Below are 18965 nucleotides of genomic sequence, written 5' to 3'. Positions count from 1 at the left end.
AGTCGGACAGGGGCTGCCGCTTCCGTACCCCGGCAAGCCCGGCCGGGGTACGCCGGCCGAGACGTCTACCGTTCCACCCGTATCCGCCGGTTCTCGCTCACCTGGTCGATCTCCGACACCCGGACCGTCACCTTCATCGTCCAGGTGCCCGGAAGGGGCAGGGTGACGGTGTTGGCGCTCCAGTACCCGCCCCGGTCGAGCAGGTCCGCCTCGATGGGGCCGACCTGCTTGTCGGGGAGGGTGAAGGAGAGGCGCAGTTCGGGTACGGCGGCCAGGCTGCCGTCGGGGCCGAAGACGACGGCCTGCACCGCGTTGTCACCGGTGCGGCCCGGGTCCAGGGTGATCTGGACCGTGCCACTGCCCGAGGCGCCGATCTCGAACGGGATCGTGGTGACGGACGCGGGCAGCACCCCGCCCGCCGGTACGGCCGCCCGCGCCGCCTCCTCCGCGGAGCGGCCGGGCGGGGTGGCGGTGAGCACGGTGGTGACCCCCAGGACGACGGCGGCCACGACGGCCTCGACGAGGACGGACCGGTACAGGCCGCGCCGGAGGGCGGATCCGGTCCCGGTGCCGGCGCCGGTGCCGGTACCCGCCCGCGACGGGTGCGTCGCACGCGGTGCCTCCGGACGCGGTGCCTCCGGCGGTGGGCCCCCCGCCGGCTGCGGCACCCGCTCGGGGACACGGCCGGGCTCGCGTACCGCGGCCGGCTCCGTCACCAGTGCCGCGGTCCACCGCCGGGACACCGCCGCCGCGGCCAGCAGGACGGCCACCAGGATCACCTTCGCGAGCAGCAGCCTGCCGTACGCCGTCCCGGTGAGCGCCTGCCAGGAGCCGAGGCCGCGCCAGGACTGGTAGACGCCGGTGACGACCAGGACGGTCACGGCGGTGAGGGCGGTCCGGGAGAAGCGGGAGACCGTGGCCGCGTCCGGGGCGGGACGCGCGGAGCGCAGGGTGGTGAGCAGGGCCGCGAGACCGCCCAGCCAGACCGCGGTGGCCAGCAGGTGCAGCACCGAGGACGTCATCGCGACCGGCACCTGTGTGCCCGCCGAGGCGTGCTCGGCGGCGGCCCAGGTCAGGGCGAGGCCGACGGCCAGGACGACGCCCACCGCGCCGGTGAGCGCGGTGCGGCGCCCCCCACGCCGGTCCGCCCGCGCCGTGCGGGCCGCGTGGAGGAGGTACAGCGCGACCGGCACCAGCAGCCCCAGCCTGACCAGGAGCAGGACGCCGGGGCGGGTCGTGAGGGTGTCGCCCAGCGCGGCCGGGTCCAGGGCCGCCGACGGGCCCGTACCCGCCTCGTACGGGGCGCGCAGCACCAGCAGGGCGACGGTGGCCGCCAGCAGGGTCCACCAGGCCGCCACCAGGGTGCGGCGCAGCGGCGCCGGGTCCGGCGGGCGGCACAGGGCGACGAAGGCGGCGGTGCCGACGAGCAGGGCCACGGCGAGGTAGGAGAGGTAGCGGGCGGTCTTGTGGAGGCCCGCGGTCAGCGGATCCTCGGTGGGGCCGGTGTCCACGGGCGCGGCCGTCCGAGAGGGCCTTCCGACCGAGAAGGTGAAGGCGCCGGAGACAGGGTGGCTGTCGGCGGACACCACCCGCCAGGCCACGGTGTACGTCCCCTCCCCCAGCTCGCCCGGCAGCGCGACCCGGGCCGTGTCGGCACGCCCGCCCGCGCGTCCGGCCTCCCCCGTGTGCACCCGGTGGCCGCCCGGGTCCAGGACGCGGAAGGAGTCGTCGCGCAGGCCGACGGACTCGCTGAAGGTCAGGGTGACGTGGGCGGGGGCCCGGCGGAGGACGGTTCCGTCCCCGGGATCGGTGGAGGTGAGGGCGGCGTGGGCGGACGCCGGTCCCGCGCCGCCGAGGAGGAGCAGGACCAGCACGGGGCCCAGCAGCACCAGCCGCCGAAGTCCCCGAGACCTCCGAAGTCCCCGAGGCCCCCCAAGTCCCCCAAGTCCCCCTAGTCCCCCAGGGGCACGTCCCCGGTCTCCAGCGCACGCACCGCCGCCACACCTCACGTCGCATCTCCGTCGTCGGGGCCCACTGCCTCGCCGATACGTACGGACGCGGAGGCCGCCCCGCTCACCGGTGCGCCCGGCGGCTCGTCACCAGGAAGGGCGTGCCGTCACCCCGCCGTCCACCACGAGGTCGTGGCCGCTCACCCAGGACGCCAGCCGGGAGGCGAGGAACACGCACGCGTCGCCCACGTCCTCCGGGCGCCCGAGCCGGCCCGTCGGCGCGGCCCGCCGCCACCGCCGTACGCCCTCCGGCCAGGCCTCGGCCAGCCCCTCGCGGTCGACGAGGCCGGGTGACACGGAGTTGACCCTGATCCCCCAGGGGCCGTACTCCAGGGCCGCCGAACGGGCGTGCATCACGACCGCCGCCTTGGAGGCGCTGTAGTGCGCGTGGGCGGGAGCGGGGGCGCCCGCCTCGATGGAGGCGATGTGCGTGACCGTGCCGCCGTCCTCCTGGTCCCGCATGATCAGGGCCGCGGCCTGCGTGCAGGCGAAGACGCCGGTGAGATTGGTGTCCACCACCTCCCGCCACTCGGCCGCCGTCATGCCGGGCAGTTCCCGCAGCGGCTGCAAGCCCGCGTTGTTGACCAGCGCGTCGAGCCGTCCGCCGCCCCAGTCGGCGGCCTCCTCGGCCAGGCGCCGGCAGGCGTCCTCGTCGGTGAGGTCGGCGCGCAGGACGGTGGCGCGTCCGCCCCGGTCCCGGACGCGTGCCGCCACGTCCCGCGCCGCCGCCACCGACGTACGGCAGTGCACCGCCACCGCCGCGCCCTCCTCGGCGAAGCGCAGCGCGATCCCCCGGCCGATGCCGCCGCCCGCGCCGGTGACCAGGGCGACCCGACCGGCGAGGAGCTGTGCGGAGGGCGTCGTGGGCGGCGTCATGGGCGGCACAGTGCCACGATCCGCCCGGCCTCGGCCGGGTAGCGCGCCGTGAGACGGGCGGCGTCGCCGTGCTGGTAGTCCCCGTAGGTGAAGCCGGGCGCCATCGTGCAGCCGAACAGCGACCACGCGCCGCCGTCGGCCACCCGGCCGCCCATCCACGTACCGGCGGGGACCGTGAACTGCACGTGCTGCCCGCCCAGGACGTCCGGTCCCAGCACGACCGTGCGCGCGCCGCCGTCGGGGGCGAGGAGCAGCAGCTCCAGCGGATCGCCCAGGTAGAAGTGCCAGACCTCGTCGGTGGGCAGGCGGTGCAGGGCGGAGAAGTCACCCGGACGGGCGGTGAGCAGGGCGACGACGGCGGACCCGGCCGGTCGTCCGTCCGGGCGCTCCGGTCCCGCCCAGGTGCGTCTGAACAGGCCGCCCTCGCGGGGGATGGGCTCCAGTGCGTAGTGCGCGATCAGGTCCTCGGCGGTCGGCGCGTCAGTCACCCGGCGAACGCTACCTCCCGGCGGAGGAAGGCCAGTTGCGCCTTCTTCTCGGGCAGGTACACGTCCGGCAGGTCGACCTCGGGCAGGACGACCGCGGGACCGGCGGTGAAGCCCTGCTTGAGGAAGCGGGCGACCGCCTTCTCGTTGGCCACGTCCGGGTCGACCACGATCCGCGTCCGGTCCAGACCCAGTAGGACGTACGCCATGAGGACGGCCGACAGGGCGGCGGTCCAGCCGGGGCGCGCGCCGTCGCTTCCGGCGGGCGCGAGGAGCAGGTGGACGCCGATGTCGCCCGGCTCGGCGTCGTAGCACTCACCGACCCGGTCGGCGGCGGGGTCGTAGGTCTGGAGCAGGGCGGCCGGCTCGCCGTCCTTGACGACCAGGAAGGCGTGATGGGTGCCGAGGGTGTCCATGTGCGCGTAGACGGCGGTGACCTGGTCGGCCGTCAGGCCGTTCATCCCCCAGAAGGCGGCCCGTTCCCCGCTCACCCAGCCGTGGATCACCGGGGCGTCCGCGCCGGGGTCCAGGGGGAGGACACGGACGGTGCCGAAGCCGTCCAGGTGCTGTGCGTGGACGGGGGTGCGGGAGGCGTACGGGTCAGTCATCGGATTCCTTCGTGAGCCGGGTGAAGTCGGTGATCACCGGGGCGAGTCCGCCGTCGAGCCACAGGGGCTGCTGGTCGCGGTGGTGGGGCGAGCCGGGTACGCCCGAGGCTCCGTGGGGCACCACCCAGCCGCTGTTGTCGCGGTCGGCCAGGTCCCAGACGTACCGGGCGGCCGGGCCGCGTGCGGCGCGGTCGGTGAGGCCGGGCACGGCGGAGGTGCACAGCACGCAGTCGTGGTCGCCGGAGAGGCCGGGCTCGTCCGGTCCGGCGGCGGTGTCCGGCAGCGCCCGCCAGGGGGCCAGGCGGTGGGTGTCGCCCCAGGTGCCGGCCGGCGGCGCCGCGGCGACCTCCTCCAGCGCGGCGCGGACGGTCCCGGCGCGGTCGATGCCGTACAGGTCCTCCGCCCGCAGCAGGTGTTCCAGGGCGTGGCCGACGCGCGGCACGAGCGCGAGCCACGGCAGGAGCACCTCGGGGTACGCGGGCGGCGCGGACGCCGGGGCGAGCGCCGGGTGCGCCGCCAGTCGCCGTACGACCGCCGTGCGCAGGGCCGCGTAGGCCGCCGCGTCGGTGCTGTCGGCGTCCATGCGGCGGTCCCAGGCGAGGAGGCGGGCGCGGAGGGCGGCGGCCCCGGGGGTGAGGGCGACGGGGGCCGGCGGGGCGGTCAGGGCGGCGAGGTGGTCCAGGAGGGGGCCGGCCGACGCCAGGTGGGTGTCCGTGTGGATCGCGGGGAGGTCCGCCGCCGACCAGCGCTCCCGGCCCGCGAGCAGGGCGGCGATGCGGTCGGCCCGGTGCGGCGGGGCGAACTCGACGCCGAGGGGGGTGGAGAGGCCGCGCTGGTTGGCCATCACGGCGACGCCGTCGGTGAGCCCGGCGCGGGGCGGGGTGTGCCAGCCGGTCCACTCGTGGCCGGGTTCCCAGGCCGGTACGGGGCGCAGGCGGTTCGCCTCCGGCCGCACCGGTACCCGGCCCGCGACCCGGTGCAGCAGGCCGCCCTCCGTGTCGGCGGCCTGCACCACGTTGACCGGCTCGGTCCACGCGTCCAGGGCGCGGTCCACGTCGGCGACCGTGCGGGCCCGCAGCAGCGGCAGCAGGGCGCCGAAGCCCAGGTCGGCGGTGACGCGGGGCGGGTGGCGCAGGCTGAGGGCGGCCGGGGTGCCGTCGTCCAGGCCCTCGGGACCGCCGGCGATCACCGGGCCCCGGTCGGTCTCGACGACCTCGACCTCCACGACCTCCACGGACTCCCGCCGGCCCGGCTCTCCGGCGACCTCGACCGTCTCCGTGTGGCGGGCGGCGCGGTGCCAGGTGCCGTCCGGGCCGAGCGCCTCGACGCCGGCGCCGGTGCGGCGCAGGCGCTCGCGGTACAGGTCCTGGTAGTCGGCCATGGCGTTGGTGATGGCCCAGGCGACCGTGCCGGTGTGGCCGAAGTGGGCGATGCCGGGGACGCCGGGGACGGCGAGGCCGACGACGTCGAACTCCGGGCAGGACAGGTGGATCTGCTGGTAGACGCCGGGGTCCTCGATGTAGCGGTGCGGGTCGCCCGCGATGAGCGCGTGCCCGGTGGTGGTCCGCTCGCCACTCACCAGCCAGCCGTTGCTGCCCGCGGTGCCGGGGCCGTCGGCGGCGAACAGGGCGACGGCCTCCGGGCCGAGGTGCGCGGTGATGTGCTCGCGCCAGAGCTTGGCGGGGAGGCCCGCGAAGAGGAGGTGCGTGGCGAGCCACACGCCGAGCGGGGTCCAGGGCTCCCAGCGGCCGGGGACCAGACCGGAGCGGGCGAACTCGGGGGCGGGGCCGTCCTCCGGGGTTTCGGCCAGCCCCTCGTTCACGCCGTCGACGTACGCCCGCACCCAGGCGGCCGTCTCCGGGTCCTTCGCCTCCAGGGCGGTGAAGCAGCGGCGTGCGGTGTCCGCGAGCCGGGCGCGGCGGGCGAGGCGGTCCCAGGACAGGGCCCCGGGTCCGAGGAAGGACGCGGAGGTGCCCTGGGCGCGGTGCCGCTCGACCTCCAGCTGCCAGGCGCGGTCACGGGCGGTCACCCGGCCCTGGGCCCGGGCGAGTCCGGCCGCGGTGTCCGCGCGCAGGTGCGGAATTCCCCAGGCGTCGCGGTAGGTCTCGGCGCTCACCCCAGTGCCTCTACTTTCCCTCGGACCTTTAGGTTAGGCTCACCTAAGTTTATGGACGTCGTGGCCGAATAGTACGTGAAGGGTGAAGGAACCATGGGGCAGGGGCGGGGTTGGGAGGGCGCGGTCCTCAAGCTGATGCGCGCGAAGGACTTCGAGTTCACCGTGACGGACGCCGAGGACGTGACCCCGCACTACCGGCGGCTGCGCCTGAGCGACGGCGGCATGCTGGCGGCGACCGGTGTCCACCCGACGATGTGGGTGCGGCTGTGGTTCGACAACGCGGGCCGGCCGCACCAGCGCGGGTACACGCTGGTCGACCCGGATCCGGCGGCCGGCACCTTCGCCATGGAGTTCGCCCTGCACGAGGGGTGCGCGAGCGACTGGGCGCGGGCGGCGCAGCCGGGTGACACGATCGAGGCGACGGTCCAGGGCACCGGCTTCGAGGTGCCGCGGCCCCTCCCCTCGCGTGTCTTCGCGGTCGCGGACCCGGCCTCCCTGCCCGCCCTCAACTCCCTCCTCGACGCGCTGGGTCCGGTGCCGGCGACCGTCTGGTTCGAGGGCGGCACGGACGACGGCCTGCCCTTCCGCACCGACCCGGAACGGCACGAGGTCCGCGCGGTCCCGCGCCGTGACGCGGGTGCGGGTCTGGTGGCGCGGGTGAAGGAGGAGCTGCCGGAACTGCTGGGCGCGGCCCCGGAGCCGTACGTCTGGATCGCCTGCGACACGGCGACCACGCGGGCGCTGGCCGCGTACGCGCGCAAGGAGCTGGGCGTGCCCAAGCAGCGGGTGAACGCGCTGGGGTACTGGCGCGCGACCTGAGCCCGTACGCGCGATCATCGGGACCATGGACGTCACACTTCACCTCGCCCAGGACCCCGAGGCCGACGAACTCCTCGGGCGCAGTCCGCTCGCCGCGCTGGTCGGCATGCTGCTGGACCAGCAGGTGCCGATGGAGTGGGCGTTCAAGGGCCCGTCGACCATCGCCCGGCGCATGGGGGCGGAGGACCTGGACGCGCACGACATCGCCGCGTACGACCCCGAGGCGTTCGCCGCGCTGCTCTCCGACAAGCCCGCCGTGCACCGCTACCCCGGTTCGATGGCGGGGCGGGTGCAGCAGCTGTGCCGGTACCTCGTCGAGACCTACGACGGTGACGCCGAGGGCGTCTGGCGCGGCGTGTCCACCGGCGGGGAGCTGCTGAGGCGGCTCCAGGAACTGCCGGGTTTCGGCAAGCAGAAGGCCCAGATCTTCCTCGCGCTGCTCGGCAAGCAGCTCGGCGTCCGCCCCGAGGGCTGGCGCGAGGCCGCGGGCGCGTACGGGGAGCCCGACTCCTTCCGCTCCGTCGCGGACATCAGGGGCCCGGAGTCCCTGACCAAGGTCCGCGCCCACAAACAGGAAATGAAGGCAGCGGCAAAGGCGGCGAAGGCCTCCGGCAAGTAACCCGCCCCCCGCCCCCGCGCCTGCGGGCAGTCGTGCCGCCGGGGCGGCACGGGTGGGCGCTGGGGGTACCTCCCAGGCCGTTCAGGCACTGGGGGAGGCACCCCGCAACGCCGGGCCACGCTCCCTGCCCGCACGCGCGCCGGTGGTCGTCAGCCCCCTGGCCCTCCCCGGTGGCGAAAACGCCCCCCGCGTCCCCAGCATGGGTCATGACCGAACCACCGACCGGCGCCCCCGGCGGGGCCCCGTACGACGACCGCGGCGTACACACCCGGCACGGGTCCGGAACCCACGCGTCCCCCGGCGCCGCACGGCAGGAGCCCGAGCCCGAACCGCCGTTCGAGGGCCCCCTGCACCTGCTCTCCCGCGCCGCCTGGCAGACCGTGCTGTTCACCGGCATCGCCTCGGTCGTCCTGGGCGTACTGGTCCTGGTCTGGCCCGGCGCCTCGCTGCTCGCGGCCGGCGTGCTCTTCGGCCTCTACCTCGTCATCAGCGGCATCCTGCAACTGGCCGCCGCCTTCGGCACCCACCGCAGGACGTCGCTGCGGGTGCTGGCCTTCATCAGCGGCGCCGTGTCGATCCTGCTGGGCCTGTTCTGCTTCCGCGGCCCGCTTCAGTCGGTGCTGCTGCTCGCGCTGTGGATCGGCATCGGCTGGCTGTTCCGCGGGGTCACGCAGATCGTGGCCGCCGTGCACGACCCGGCGATGCCCGCGCGCGGCTGGCACGTCTTCCTCGGCGCCGTCACCGTCGTGGCCGGCATCGTCCTGATCGACTCGCCGGTCGAGTCGGCCACCGTTCTCATGCTGGTCGGCGGCTGGTGGCTGGTCGTCGTCGGCGTCGTCGAGATCGTCACGTCGGTGCGGCTGCGCGGCCGGTCCGGACGGGTCCCGCACAGCGTGTGAGGCCCCGTGAACGACGCCCGCCCGCCCGCGCCTACGCCGAGCGAGCGGTTCTCGCCCCGGTGCGACGACCCGCGTACACCGGACGGGAACACCGGTGAGGTGAGACCCGCCCCGCACGCCGCCGCCCCCGTCCGTTCCGGACGCCCCGGCGCCCTGCTGCGGGTCCTGGTCCTGCTGCTCGTCCTCGTCGTGCCCTGCACCCACCTGACGGCCCGGGCGGCGCCGGTCACGCCGGTGGCCGGTGCGGCCGGGGGAGCGGGCGGCACCGCGGGGGAGCACGACCACCTCGACACCGCCCTGCGCGGCCCCGGCCGCAGCGGCCGGCGTGCGGCCGCGGCCCACCCCGCGCCGCCGTCCTTCACCCGGGGCCGCCGCCGGGTGCCCCAGCGACTCGACGCCCGTACCGGGCGGGCCGCCGGCCTCCCCCGCGGTCCGCGTTCCGTGGTCCTGCGCTGCTGACCGTGCCGGGCCGGCCCGACCGCCGGCCCTCCGCGAACACGGACCCGCACGCGAAGCACCAGGAACGAGGAACCGCCATGCCCCACGACCCCTACGCCGTCCTGCGCGCCCTCCTGCGCGCCGAGGCGGCCCGCCGCACCCCCAGGCCCGGCACCGCGCCGCAGGCACCCGGCGAACAGCCGCTCCCCGCGCGGGACCGGAGGCGCGGCTGACACACCGCACCCGGGGAGGGGCGGGGTGGCGCAGACGGGTCGTGTCCGTCCGCGCCACCCCGGAGCGGGAACCGACCGGCGTCGATCTCGCGGGGCCTCCGGTGATTGGTCCCGTTTACGGCGTCTTTTCCGGCGCCGCACTCCGGCGCCATGGCTGCGCCCGCGACGCCCGGGCCGGTAGGCTTTCCGTGTGATCTTCAAGCGCATCGGAAACGGCCGGCCGTACCCCGACCACGGCCGGGAAAGCACCCGGCAGTGGGCGGACGTCGCTCCGCGCCCGGTCCGCCTCGATCAGCTCGTGACGACCAAGGGCCAGCTCGACCTGGAAACGCTCCTGGCCGAGGACTCCACCTTCTACGGCGACCTCTTCGCACACGTCGTGAAGTGGCAGGGCGACCTCTACCTGGAGGACGGACTGCACCGGGCGGTGCGGGCCGCGCTGCAACAGCGCCAGGTGCTGCACGCCCGCGTTCTCGAACTCGGCTGAGCGGGCCCCGGCCGCCTGCCGGTGAGGCCCGCTTGACCCTTTCGGGTTGCCTTTCCACCCGACTGCGGAACGTCGACTGATCATCTAATAGGCATCGCCGCTCCGGCGCACTACGCTGCGCCCATGAGCATGCTGACTCCTCCCGGCATGGGTGGCCAGTACAAGATCACGGGGGGCAAGTACCCGCGGATGCGCCCGGCCCGGCGACGCGGCCGTGTCGTGGTCGCCGCCGTCGCCTCCGTCACCGTCCTCGGGGTGCTCGGCTGGGGCACGCTTCAGCTCATCGACGTCTTCACCGGCGGCGACAAGGCCTCGGCGGCCGGTGCCGCCGGCTGTGCCACCACCGCGAGGGCGAGCGCCTCGCCGGCCGCCGTGGTGCTGCCGAAGCCCGGTCGGGTCACCGTCAACGTGCTCAACGCGACCACCCGCAGCGGCCTCGCGCAGAAGACCGCCGACGAGCTGAAGAAACGCGGCTTCCGCGTGGGCGACGTGAGCAACGCGCCCAAGGAGTACGACAAGAAGGTCGCCGGCGCGGGCGTCCTGCTCGGCCCGGCCGCCTCCGCGAAGACGTCGCTCACCGTGCTCGGGACCCAGCTCCCCGGCGCCGAGCACCGCACCGACGCGGCCCGCAAGGGCGCCGCCGTCGACCTGATCATCGGCAACGGCTTCAAGGGCCTGGCGAAGCCCGCGGACGCCGACGCGGCGCTGGCCGAGCTGACCGCGCCGCGGCTGACGCCCGCCGCGGAGAAGAAGAGCTGCTGAGCGGCGCGCCGGGGTACTACTCGGCCGCCCCGTACATGCGGTCGCCCGCGTCGCCGAGGCCCGGCACGATGTAGCCCTGCTCGTTCAGCCGCTCGTCGACCGAGGCCGTCACGACCGTCACCGGGGTGCCGGCCAGCTCGCGCTCCATGAGCTCCACGCCCTCGGGGGCGGCGAGCAGGACCACCGCCGTCACGTCGTCGGCGCCGCGCTTGATCAGCTCCCGGATGGACGCGACCAGGGTGCCGCCGGTGGCCAGCATGGGGTCCAGGACGTACACCTGGCGGCCGGACAGGTCGTCCGGCATGCGGGTGGCGTAGGTGGACGCCTCGAGCGTCTCCTCGTTGCGCACCATGCCGAGGAAGCCCACCTCGGCGGTCGGCAGCAGCCGGACCATGCCGTCGAGCATGCCGAGACCGGCCCGCAGGATCGGCACCACCAGCGGGCGCGGGTGGGAGAGCTTGACGCCGGTGGTCTGCGTGACCGGTGTCTGGATGTCGACCTGTTCGGTGCGCACGTCGCGCGTGGCCTCGTAGGCGAGGAGGGTGACCAGCTCGTCGGCGAGGCGGCGGAAGGTCGCGGAGTCGGTGCGCTGGTCGCGCAGCGTGGTGAGCTTGTGGGCGACCAGGGGGTGGTCGACGACGTGGAGACGCATGCCCACCACAGTAACCGGGCCCCGTGGGCGCGGCGTCCCCGCGGCGGGGGCAAGCCCCGCGACGTGCCTCCACTCGTTCGCGGGCGTCAAACCGCCCGACCGGGGGAAGGTGGGAGGGACGACACTGGGTGGTGAGACTGTGCGCGACCGGGACTTCCACGACACGCCGTCCCCCGGCACGGGCCGGGGAACCGGACACGGGGCGAAGCCGGGCGCGGTGCCGGAGCGGCGGCCGGACGGCGTCGTGCCGCGGGATCCCGAGGCGGAGCGCGAGGCCGAACGGCGGCGGCGCCGGGCCCAGTTCCTGCGCGACCTGGCGGAGGCCCGCCAGTTGCGGGACCGCGTGCAGCCCCGCCGCGCCAAGACCGCCCGGCTGCGGCACGCGATGCGCATGCGCACCTTCCGCTGGTAGCCCTGCCCCGGAGCCGGGAGCCCGCGCGGGCGGACGGAGAACTTTCTGCGCCGGCCGGGGAAGATCGTGCGCCGCGCCGGGGTTGGTGGTGACGGACGTACCCGGGGACCGCGAGAATCCGCGTACGATCCGCACGTGGCGGCGACGCGAACGCTGCTGGGCGGCGGCCCGGGTACGAACCATCCGGAACGCCGGTCAAAACAGCCGGACACAGGGCGCCGAAGACGTCCCCTGAGTGCCTTGTTTCTGCCACGATTCCGAGTGGGTGGGGCTCGGAGCACCGCTCCCCCGCCCGTAGCCTCCGCCGGAGGGATCCCCAACCGGCACCCCTAGGACCAGTGGGAGAGTCACGGTGTACTTCGCCGCACTGCTCGCGCGCACCGAAGACGGGTGGGAAGCGAGCGACACGGAGCTCGACGATGTGGAAACCCTGTCGGATCTCGCCGACCTGGCCCGGGAGGCCTCTCCCGACGAGGACACGGTGCTCGTGCTCATCGAGCAGGAGGACGCGTGGTTCGGAGTCGTCCGGGTGGACGGCGAGGAGGACCCCCGTATCTACGTCTCGGACGCGGCCGCGGCCGCCCGCAGCAGCTACGGCGAGATCCTCCTCACCGACGAACTGCTCGGCCGGGACCCCGGTGACGACGGCGACGACCTCGACGCCCTCGACCTCGACGGGACGGAGGACGGCGAGTCCGACGACGCCGAGGACGGCGGCGACGGCTCCGACGCGTCCGCCGGCTCGGGCGAGGCCGTGCCGCACGGACCGGTCGGCGACGCCGAGGTCCTCGACGACCTCGGCGTGAGCGAGAAGGAGCTGCGCTCGATGTCCGGGGACGCGGTCGGGGAGATCGCCGAGGCCCTGGGCGCCCTCGATGTCCTGGAGACCGTCCGCTGACCGCGCCGGCCGAGGAGAACCCCGAGGACGCGCCGCCGCCCGACCCGGTGCGCGACCGGTGGCGGGACGCGATGCGGCTCGCCCTGGCCGAGGCAGGGCGGGCCGCGGACGGCGGGGACGTGCCCGTCGGCGCCGTCGTGCTGGCGCCGGACGGCCGCACCGTGCTGTCCACGGGGCACAACGAACGCGAGGCCACCGGGGATCCGACGGCCCACGCCGAGGTTCTCGCCGTACGGCGGGCCGCCGGGGAACTCGGCGAGTGGCGGCTGGCCGGCTGCACGCTCGTCGTCACCCTGGAGCCGTGCACGATGTGCGCGGGCGCGCTCGTGCAGTCCCGCGTGGACCGCGTGGTCTACGGCGCCCGCGACGACAAGGCGGGCGCGGCCGGGTCCCTGTGGGACCTGGTGCGCGACCGGCGGCTCAACCACCGTCCCGAGGTGATCGAGGGCGTGCTCGCGGACGACTGCGCCCGGCTGCTCACGGACTTCTTCCGCGACCGCTGACCCGCCCCGCGCGGAGACCCGGACGGCTGCCCGGACGGCTGCCCGGACGGCTGTTCGTCGGCCGCAATACCGATTTCGGAGCATGCCGCCCCGTGCTGTAAAGTCTCCCTCGGTAGCGTGTCCGAGCGGCCGAAGGAGCTCGCCTCGAAAGCGAGTGTGGCGCAAGTCACCGAGGGTTCAAATCCCTCCGCTACCGCTTGGGAAGGGCCCCGTCGAAGGACGGGGCCCTTCGTGCGGTCAGGGACGCCAGCCGTCCTTGACCCGGCCCTGCCTGACCTGGAAGGTGCCGCTGCACTTCCCGTCGTCGGGGTCGCCCCAGATCTTGATGGTGTCGACGTCGTTCGCCCAGGTGCCGCCGTTCGGGTGCTGGTAGTTGCCGAGATTCACGGCGGTGTTCCGCGGGATGCAGAGGTACGCGTCCGGAGAGGCTCCGGTGTCGAGCAGCCAGACGGAGTCGTCGTTGCGGGTGTTGACGACCGCGTCCGCCCGGTTCTGTCCGCCGCTCGGGATGTTCTGGTAGTAGGTGTCCTGGAAGTAGCCGAACACGTTGCGGGCGGAGTAGGCGCCGTCGTACAGACACACGCGGGGGTACGAGCAGTCGTACATGCTGCTGGCGGAGGCGGACGGGGCCGTCAGCAGGCCCGAGGTCGCGGCCAGTCCGGCGGTGAGCAGGGTCGCCGCCAGCTTTCTCTTCAGCGTCATGGGAACACTCCTGTGAGGTGGCATGAGCGGAGCCGGCCGCGGCGGCCGGCTCCGCACCGAGACTGCGGGACCGGCGGGACGGGCGGCCACAGCTGAGGCGGAAGTGACCTCGTCCCGGGACGTCCCACGCGCTGACCTGCATAGATGTCACCCGCCGAGTCCGTGCGGCGGGACCGTGACGAGAGAGACGGCCGGTTCCTCGCCGGTGCGGAGCCCGCCGGTGCGCGGTCGCCTCAGGGCGGTCGCATGCTCTGGGCCACTCCTTGACGGCTGATGCAGAATGAGGCCGATCGATGCACGGGGGCCGGGCCGGCGGTCCGGAACGCGGTGGGGGGAAGCGTGTCGCGCTGGAAGGAACTGCCCGCGGGATTACCCGCACCGGTCCACCAACTGATCGTGCGACTGCGCGGGCTGAAGGACCGCAGCGAACTCGGGACGCGGCAACTGTCGGCGAGGACCGGGTACAGCGCGAAGTCGTGGCAGAGATATCTGAACGGCAGGGCCCTGCCGCCGCGGGAGGCCGTCGAGGCGATGTGCCGCGTCGGCGGTGACGACCCGACCCGGCTGCTGGCCCTGCACGAGATCGCGGCGCAACACTGGGCGGAGGGGCGGCCGGACGCCACCGAGCCGCCCGGGAGCCCGGCCGCCGCACAGGAGCCCGCTCGGCAGGAGCGGCAGCCGCACGGGCGGCTGCTGCGCACCGCGGTCGTCGCGGGGGCCGTCGTCACGGTGCTGTCCGTCTCGGTGGCGCTCCTGCTCGCCGTGCGGCTCACCGACGCCCGTGCCCAGCTCGCCCGCGAGCGCGGCGACACCGTGACGACCGTCCCGGCCACCGTGACGGAGTCCCTGGTGCCGGTCATCTACACCTGTCGGCTGGAGAGGGCCGACGGCCGCTGGTACGCGGGGCTGAGCCGGACGACGGACGTCCTCCTGTCCAACACCCAGGTGGGACTCGAAGTGGCCGAGGCACAGTGCCTGCTGCGCCGGGCGGGCACCGCGCCGGGGGACGTCGACGGCGTCTTCGGCCCGAAGACGCGGCGAGCGGTCGAGCGCATGCAGAAGCGGAACGGGCTGATCGTGAACGGCGTCATCGACCCGCCCACCTGGCAGGCCCTGCGGGAGGCGGATCCGAAGTGACCCCGGAACACACCCGGCTGGTCGCGGCACTGCGGGAACTGCGGGCCGGTGCGGGGCTGAGCCTGGCAGCACTGGCGGAGCGGACGGCGTACAGCAAGTCCTCGTGGGAGCGCTACCTCAACGGGAAGAGCCTGCCGCCACGCCACGCCGTACGGGAACTGTGCCGGCTCGCGGACGAACCGGAGGGGCGGCCCCTGGCGTTGTGGGAGCTCGCCGAGTCGCGCTGGGGCGGGCGCGCGACGACCGCCTCCGCACCCGTGTCCGCCCCTCACTCTCCGGCGGACGAGCCGCCGCCTCCGCGTCCGGAGGCGCCACCGCCCGCGGGGACCGGGCGGCACCTCCGCAGGAGCAGGCTTCTGCTGCTGCTGGCATCGGCGTACACCGTGGTCGTCGGCGGGGTCGCGGCCCTGCTGTTCCTCCTGCTGCCGGACTCGCAGGCACCGGAGGACGAACCGCTGCCGGCCTCCGTCCCCTTCTCCCTCGCTCCCCTGTGCCACGGGGCCGCCTGCGAGGGCCGGGACCCGATGCGCCTGATCTGTGGCATCGGCCCCGACACCCTCGCGGCGTACCGCACGGCCACCGGCGCCCACGTCGAGCTGCGGCACAGCGAGAAGTGCGGCGCGAGCTGGGCCCGGACCTGGAGGACCGAGATCGGCGACCGGCTGGACGTCACGGCAGGCGGCCCGACCCACAGCCTGCGCATCGGGAACGCGGACGAGGCGGCGACCTTCATGTACACCGAGATGACCGAGGTCACCCCCGGCAGCACCGTGCGGGCCTGCTTCCGGCCGGCGTCGGCCGACGGCGAACGGGAGTGCTTCGAGGCCCGTGTGGGCCGGGCCGCCGCCGCGAGCAGGGCCCCCTCGCCTTCCCCGACGCCGGACTCTCACGGGTGACGTCCGGCCTCGCGGATGTCGGCACCGGAGTCGGGGTTTCGTGGGAGGTGGACGGGGCGTCGGTGGTGCCGCGGAGGCCGGGCTCCGGGTCCCGGGGAGCGCGCGCGTCGCTGACCTTCCGCGGGCCGGGGAACGGACCCGTCGCTAGACGGGGCCCTTCGTGCGATCATGAGCGACCGAAAGGCGTGGGTCGAAGGGACAGGGGAGGCCGCGGTGGCGGTGAACTCGAAGAAGATCGCCGTCTATGTGGTCGTGGTCTTCGTGCTGTACGTGATCATCACTGATCCGGCCAAGGCAGCCGACTACGTGCAGATAGGTTTCCAGGGCATATCCGACGCGGCGGGCGCCGTGGGCGACTTCATGACCTGGGCCGCCAACGGAGGAGAGTGATGATCCGCCATCTCGTGCTGTTCAGGCTGAACGACGGCGTCGAGCGCGACGACCCGCGCGTCGTGGAGGGCGTCGAGGCCTTCCGGGCGCTCGGCGGCCAGATCGAGGACCTCCGCTTCTGGGAGTGCGCCTGGAACATCAGCGACCGGCCCATCGCCTACGACTTCGCCATCAACTCGGCCGTGGACGACGCCGACGCCCTCAAGCGCTACCTCGAACACCCGGCGCACCAGGCGGGCGTCGCGCTGTGGCGCGAGTTCGCCACCTGGGTGATCGCCGACTACGAGTTCTAGTACGACCACGGGCCCGCAGGGCGCTCCGCCCCGTGCCCCCGGCCCCGCACCAGCCCGGTGCGGGGCCTTTCCGCGTTCACTCAACACGACGTTATGCGGTGCTTGCACACAGTGGACATGTCTTGTGATGCTATGACCGCTTTTGACGGATGAATTGACGGAAGAGTTGACAGATCACGAGGTGGAGTTGACCGTGCCGGCCAGTACTGCGCCTCAAGCACCGCCCGCGCCGCCCGCCCAGGCCCAGGCCCAGGCCCAGGAGGCACCCGCGCCGCAGCGCAGCCGGGGTGCCGACACCCGGGCCCTGACCCAGGTGCTCTTCGGCGAGCTGAAGGACCTGACCCCGGGCACGCCGGAGCACGACCGGGTGCGCGCGGCGCTCATCGAGGCCAACCTCCCGCTGGTGCGCTACGCCGCCGCGCGCTTCCGCTCCCGCAACGAGCCGATGGAGGACGTCGTCCAGGTCGGCACCATCGGGCTCATCAACGCCATCGACCGCTTCGACCCGGAACGGGGCGTGCAGTTCCCGACGTTCGCGATGCCGACCGTCGTCGGCGAGATCAAGCGGTACTTCCGCGACAACGTCCGCACGGTGCACGTGCCGCGCCGGCTGCACGAGCTGTGGGTGCAGGTCAACAGCGCCACCGAGGACCTGACCACCGCCTTCGGCCGGTCCCCGACCACCGCCGAGATCGCCGAGCGGCTGCGGATCACCGAGGAGGAGGTGCTGTCCTGCATCGAGGCGGGACGGTCGTACCACGCCACCTCGCTGGAGGCCGCCCAGGAGGGCGACGGGCTGCCCGGGCTGCTCGACCGGCTCGGCTACGAGGACCCGGCCCTCGACGGGGTCGAGCACCGCGACCTGGTGCGCCACCTGCTCGTCCAGCTCCCCGAGCGGGAGCAGCGCATCCTGCTGCTGCGCTACTACAGCAACCTGACCCAGTCCCAGATCAGCGCGGAACTCGGCGTCTCCCAGATGCACGTCTCGCGGCTACTGGCGCGTAGTTTCCAGCGGTTGAGGTCCGCGAACCGGATCGACGCGTAAGCTCGGCGGGGACTCCGGGCGGAGTCGAAAGCGCGAGCGAGACGTCACCGGGGAGAGCGAATCGCTCACCAGGGCCGTTGCGGACGGAATCGGGCTGAAAGCCCATCAGACCCCCTGTTTCCAGGGGGTATTCGCATCTCGGATGTCGACATGTCACTACAGCGCGTTGCCGACATGTGACATTCTGCCGGAGACGCGTTTGCCGGGGCTTCGGCTCCGGTATTCAGGTGAAGGCTGCGTTCCCGGCGTGGGAGCGTGTGCCGCGACCGTCCCGCGACCCAAAGGGGGTGGCATGTCCGCAGAACAGGGCAGCTCGAAGGTGCTCGCGCTCGCGGAGAGCGAGTCCGCGCCCGACTCGATCGAGGCGCTCGGCGCCGTCGAGCCCGTCGGCCCCGTCGGCTCCATCGACTCCGTCGGCACCGTCGACGGCGCTCAGGCCGGCGACGCCGTGCCGGACCTCGACGCCGTGCCGGCCCAGACGCTCCCGGCCACAGAGGCCACGGGGGCCATCGACACCCGCACCCTGTCCCGCTCCCTGTTCCTGCGGCTCGCCGCCCTCGACGCGGACAGCCCCGAGCGTGCCTACGTCCGGGACACCCTGATCGAGCTCAACCTCCCGCTGGTGCGCTACGCCGCCGCGCGCTTCCGCTCCCGCAACGAGCCGATGGAGGACATCGTCCAGGTCGGCACCATCGGCCTGATCAAGGCGATCGACCGCTTCGACTGCGAACGGGGCGTCGAGTTCCCGACGTTCGCCATGCCGACCGTCGTCGGCGAGATCAAGCGGTTCTTCCGCGACACCTCGTGGTCGGTGCGCGTCCCACGCCGCCTCCAGGAGCTGCGCCTGGCGCTGACCAAGGCCAGCGACGAGCTCTCCCAGAAGCTGGACCGCTCCCCGACCGTCGGCGAGCTGGCCGCCGTGCTCGGCGTGTCCGAGGAGGACGTCGTCGACGGCCTCGCGGTGGGCAACGCCTACACCGCCTCCTCGCTGGACTCCCCGGCCCCGGAGGACGACGGCGGCGAGGGCTCGCTGGCGGACCGTCTGGGCTACGAGGACACCGCGCTGGAGGGCGTGGAGTACCGCGAGTCCCTCAAGCCGCTGCTGGCCAAGCTGCCGCCCCGGGAGCGGCGGATCATCATGCTGCGGTTCTTCGCCAACATGACCCAGTCGCAGATCGGCGAGGAGGTCGGCATCTCGCAGATGCACGTCTCCCGGCTGCTCACCCGGACCCTGTCCCAGCTGCGCGAGGGCCTCATCTCCGACTGAGTCCGCGCCGCGGGAGAGCCCGTACGACAGCACGGCGACCGCCGTGGCACCTCGGGGGTGCCGCGGCGGTCGCCTTCGTATGCGCCGGTACCGGCCGGAGGGCCCGGGTGCCGGTTCTGCCCGGTGCCGGTTGTAGCCGGTGCCGGTTGTAGCCGGTGCCGGTTGTAGCCGGTGCCGGTTCTAGCCGAGCGCCAGCCAGGCCACGGCCGCGACGACGATCACGGCGGCCAGGACGCCGACGATCAGGCCGACGCGGGGTCCGGAGGAGGCGGCGGGGGCCGCCGCCTGCCGGCTCTGCGGGGCGTCGTCGACGAACGCGCGGAACATCTGGGTGCTGCCTGCGGGGTCGTTGGTGCCCTGGGGGCCCTGGGTGTTAGCCATGGGCCGAGACACTAGCGAATCTGCGGGTGCGGCCCAAG

At 74.2% G+C, this 18965-nt stretch carries 24 protein-coding genes and 1 tRNA gene; 17 read left to right on the top strand and 8 right to left on the bottom strand.

Going from position 1 to position 18965, the window contains the following annotated elements:
- Nucleotides 1–65: 65 nt before the first annotated feature.
- From OHA99_RS19450 to OHA99_RS19430, 5 genes are all read right to left on the bottom strand, one after another.
- Nucleotides 66–1889, bottom strand: coding sequence for a copper resistance protein CopC (locus OHA99_RS19450; protein ID WP_405696934.1), 1824 nt, complete (start codon nt 1887–1889; stop codon nt 66–68).
- 207 nt (nt 1890–2096) lie between these two features.
- Nucleotides 2097–2885: an SDR family NAD(P)-dependent oxidoreductase gene (locus OHA99_RS19445; protein WP_282879598.1), complete on the bottom strand. Its 789-nt coding sequence runs from the start codon at nt 2883–2885 to the stop codon at nt 2097–2099.
- The gene (locus OHA99_RS19440; protein WP_405696931.1) at nt 2882–3373 is read right to left on the bottom strand and encodes a cupin domain-containing protein; all 492 of its coding nucleotides are present in this window, start codon (nt 3371–3373) and stop codon (nt 2882–2884) included. The genes OHA99_RS19445 and OHA99_RS19440 overlap by 4 nt, the downstream gene beginning before the upstream one ends.
- Nucleotides 3370–3978 (bottom strand): GNAT family N-acetyltransferase, encoded by a 609-nt coding sequence (locus OHA99_RS19435; protein WP_282879597.1) that lies wholly within the window; start codon nt 3976–3978, stop codon nt 3370–3372. Before OHA99_RS19435 ends, OHA99_RS19440 begins: the two co-directional genes overlap by 4 nt.
- Nucleotides 3971–6094, bottom strand: a complete 2124-nt coding sequence (locus OHA99_RS19430; RefSeq protein WP_405696928.1) for a penicillin acylase family protein — start codon at nt 6092–6094, stop codon at nt 3971–3973. Before OHA99_RS19430 ends, OHA99_RS19435 begins: the two co-directional genes overlap by 8 nt.
- 93 nt (nt 6095–6187) lie before the next feature.
- Here OHA99_RS19430 and OHA99_RS19425 point away from each other — a divergent pair, with 93 nt between their 5' ends.
- The 7 genes from OHA99_RS19425 (at nt 6188) to OHA99_RS19395 (ending at nt 10351) form a co-directional block, all read left to right on the top strand.
- Nucleotides 6188–6913: a siderophore-interacting protein gene (locus OHA99_RS19425; protein ID WP_405696926.1), complete on the top strand. Its 726-nt coding sequence runs from the start codon at nt 6188–6190 to the stop codon at nt 6911–6913.
- Between the two features lie 25 nt (nt 6914–6938).
- Nucleotides 6939–7532 (top strand): HhH-GPD-type base excision DNA repair protein, encoded by a 594-nt coding sequence (locus OHA99_RS19420; protein ID WP_153179017.1) that lies wholly within the window; start codon nt 6939–6941, stop codon nt 7530–7532.
- A 206-nt stretch (nt 7533–7738) separates the two neighbouring features.
- Nucleotides 7739–8431 (top strand): HdeD family acid-resistance protein, encoded by a 693-nt coding sequence (locus tag OHA99_RS19415; RefSeq protein ID WP_153179016.1) that lies wholly within the window; start codon nt 7739–7741, stop codon nt 8429–8431.
- Between the two features lie 99 nt (nt 8432–8530).
- The gene (locus tag OHA99_RS19410) at nt 8531–8890 is read left to right on the top strand and encodes a hypothetical protein (protein WP_405696924.1); all 360 of its coding nucleotides are present in this window, start codon (nt 8531–8533) and stop codon (nt 8888–8890) included.
- Nucleotides 8891–8967: 77 nt separating this feature from the next.
- Nucleotides 8968–9102, top strand: coding sequence for a hypothetical protein (locus OHA99_RS19405; protein WP_265592409.1), 135 nt, complete (start codon nt 8968–8970; stop codon nt 9100–9102).
- A gap of 190 nt (nt 9103–9292) precedes the next feature.
- Nucleotides 9293–9589, top strand: coding sequence for a type II toxin-antitoxin system VapB family antitoxin (locus OHA99_RS19400; RefSeq protein WP_003955420.1), 297 nt, complete (start codon nt 9293–9295; stop codon nt 9587–9589).
- A 147-nt stretch (nt 9590–9736) separates the two neighbouring features.
- Nucleotides 9737–10351 carry a LytR C-terminal domain-containing protein gene (locus OHA99_RS19395; RefSeq protein ID WP_405698976.1) on the top strand — a complete coding sequence of 205 codons (615 nt, stop codon included), beginning with the start codon at nt 9737–9739 and terminating at the stop codon, nt 10349–10351.
- A gap of 16 nt (nt 10352–10367) precedes the next feature.
- On the opposite strand, the gene upp is transcribed toward OHA99_RS19395, so the two are convergent.
- Nucleotides 10368–11003: a uracil phosphoribosyltransferase gene (gene upp, locus OHA99_RS19390; RefSeq protein WP_007451175.1), complete on the bottom strand. Its 636-nt coding sequence runs from the start codon at nt 11001–11003 to the stop codon at nt 10368–10370.
- 139 nt (nt 11004–11142) lie between these two features.
- Here upp and OHA99_RS19385 point away from each other — a divergent pair, with 139 nt between their 5' ends.
- The 4 genes from OHA99_RS19385 to OHA99_RS19370 all read left to right on the top strand — a co-directional run bounded on the left by OHA99_RS19385 (nt 11143) and on the right by OHA99_RS19370 (nt 13012).
- Nucleotides 11143–11415, top strand: a complete 273-nt coding sequence (locus OHA99_RS19385) for a hypothetical protein (protein WP_381506708.1) — start codon at nt 11143–11145, stop codon at nt 11413–11415.
- Between the two features lie 352 nt (nt 11416–11767).
- Nucleotides 11768–12313: a hypothetical protein gene (locus tag OHA99_RS19380; RefSeq protein ID WP_366472926.1), complete on the top strand. Its 546-nt coding sequence runs from the start codon at nt 11768–11770 to the stop codon at nt 12311–12313.
- 71 nt (nt 12314–12384) lie between these two features.
- Nucleotides 12385–12816, top strand: a complete 432-nt coding sequence (gene tadA / locus OHA99_RS19375) for a tRNA adenosine(34) deaminase TadA (RefSeq protein ID WP_153179013.1) — start codon at nt 12385–12387, stop codon at nt 12814–12816.
- Between the two features lie 111 nt (nt 12817–12927).
- Nucleotides 12928–13012: transfer RNA gene (locus OHA99_RS19370), tRNA-Ser, on the top strand.
- Nucleotides 13013–13053: 41 nt separating this feature from the next.
- Here OHA99_RS19370 and OHA99_RS19365 read toward each other — a convergent pair.
- The gene (locus OHA99_RS19365; RefSeq protein ID WP_153179012.1) at nt 13054–13518 is read right to left on the bottom strand and encodes a hypothetical protein; all 465 of its coding nucleotides are present in this window, start codon (nt 13516–13518) and stop codon (nt 13054–13056) included.
- A 339-nt stretch (nt 13519–13857) separates the two neighbouring features.
- Between OHA99_RS19365 and OHA99_RS19360 the strand changes: the two genes are divergently transcribed.
- From OHA99_RS19360 to OHA99_RS19335, 6 genes are all read left to right on the top strand, one after another.
- Nucleotides 13858–14655: a peptidoglycan-binding protein gene (locus OHA99_RS19360; protein WP_194280007.1), complete on the top strand. Its 798-nt coding sequence runs from the start codon at nt 13858–13860 to the stop codon at nt 14653–14655.
- Nucleotides 14652–15551, top strand: coding sequence for an XRE family transcriptional regulator (locus OHA99_RS19355; protein WP_153179010.1), 900 nt, complete (start codon nt 14652–14654; stop codon nt 15549–15551). Before OHA99_RS19360 ends, OHA99_RS19355 begins: the two co-directional genes overlap by 4 nt.
- 168 nt (nt 15552–15719) lie before the next feature.
- Complete coding sequence (locus OHA99_RS19350; RefSeq protein WP_003974925.1) at nt 15720–15941, top strand: hypothetical protein; 222 nt, start codon at nt 15720–15722, stop codon at nt 15939–15941.
- The gene (locus OHA99_RS19345; protein WP_007451196.1) at nt 15941–16234 is read left to right on the top strand and encodes a Dabb family protein; all 294 of its coding nucleotides are present in this window, start codon (nt 15941–15943) and stop codon (nt 16232–16234) included. The genes OHA99_RS19350 and OHA99_RS19345 overlap by 1 nt, the downstream gene beginning before the upstream one ends.
- Nucleotides 16235–16427: 193 nt before the next feature.
- The gene (locus OHA99_RS19340) at nt 16428–17279 is read left to right on the top strand and encodes an RNA polymerase sigma factor SigF (RefSeq protein ID WP_153179009.1); all 852 of its coding nucleotides are present in this window, start codon (nt 16428–16430) and stop codon (nt 17277–17279) included.
- Between the two features lie 292 nt (nt 17280–17571).
- The gene (locus OHA99_RS19335) at nt 17572–18546 is read left to right on the top strand and encodes an RNA polymerase sigma factor SigF (RefSeq protein WP_153179008.1); all 975 of its coding nucleotides are present in this window, start codon (nt 17572–17574) and stop codon (nt 18544–18546) included.
- Nucleotides 18547–18726: 180 nt separating this feature from the next.
- Here OHA99_RS19335 and OHA99_RS19330 read toward each other — a convergent pair whose 3' ends face one another.
- Nucleotides 18727–18927, bottom strand: coding sequence for a hypothetical protein (locus OHA99_RS19330; RefSeq protein ID WP_054102922.1), 201 nt, complete (start codon nt 18925–18927; stop codon nt 18727–18729).
- Nucleotides 18928–18965: the final 38 nt, after the last annotated feature.

The organism is Streptomyces coelicoflavus (genome assembly GCF_045041415.1).
Taxonomy (GTDB): Bacteria; Actinomycetota; Actinomycetes; order Streptomycetales; family Streptomycetaceae; genus Streptomyces; species Streptomyces coelicoflavus.
This window is presented reverse-complemented; position numbering and strand designations above follow the sequence as displayed.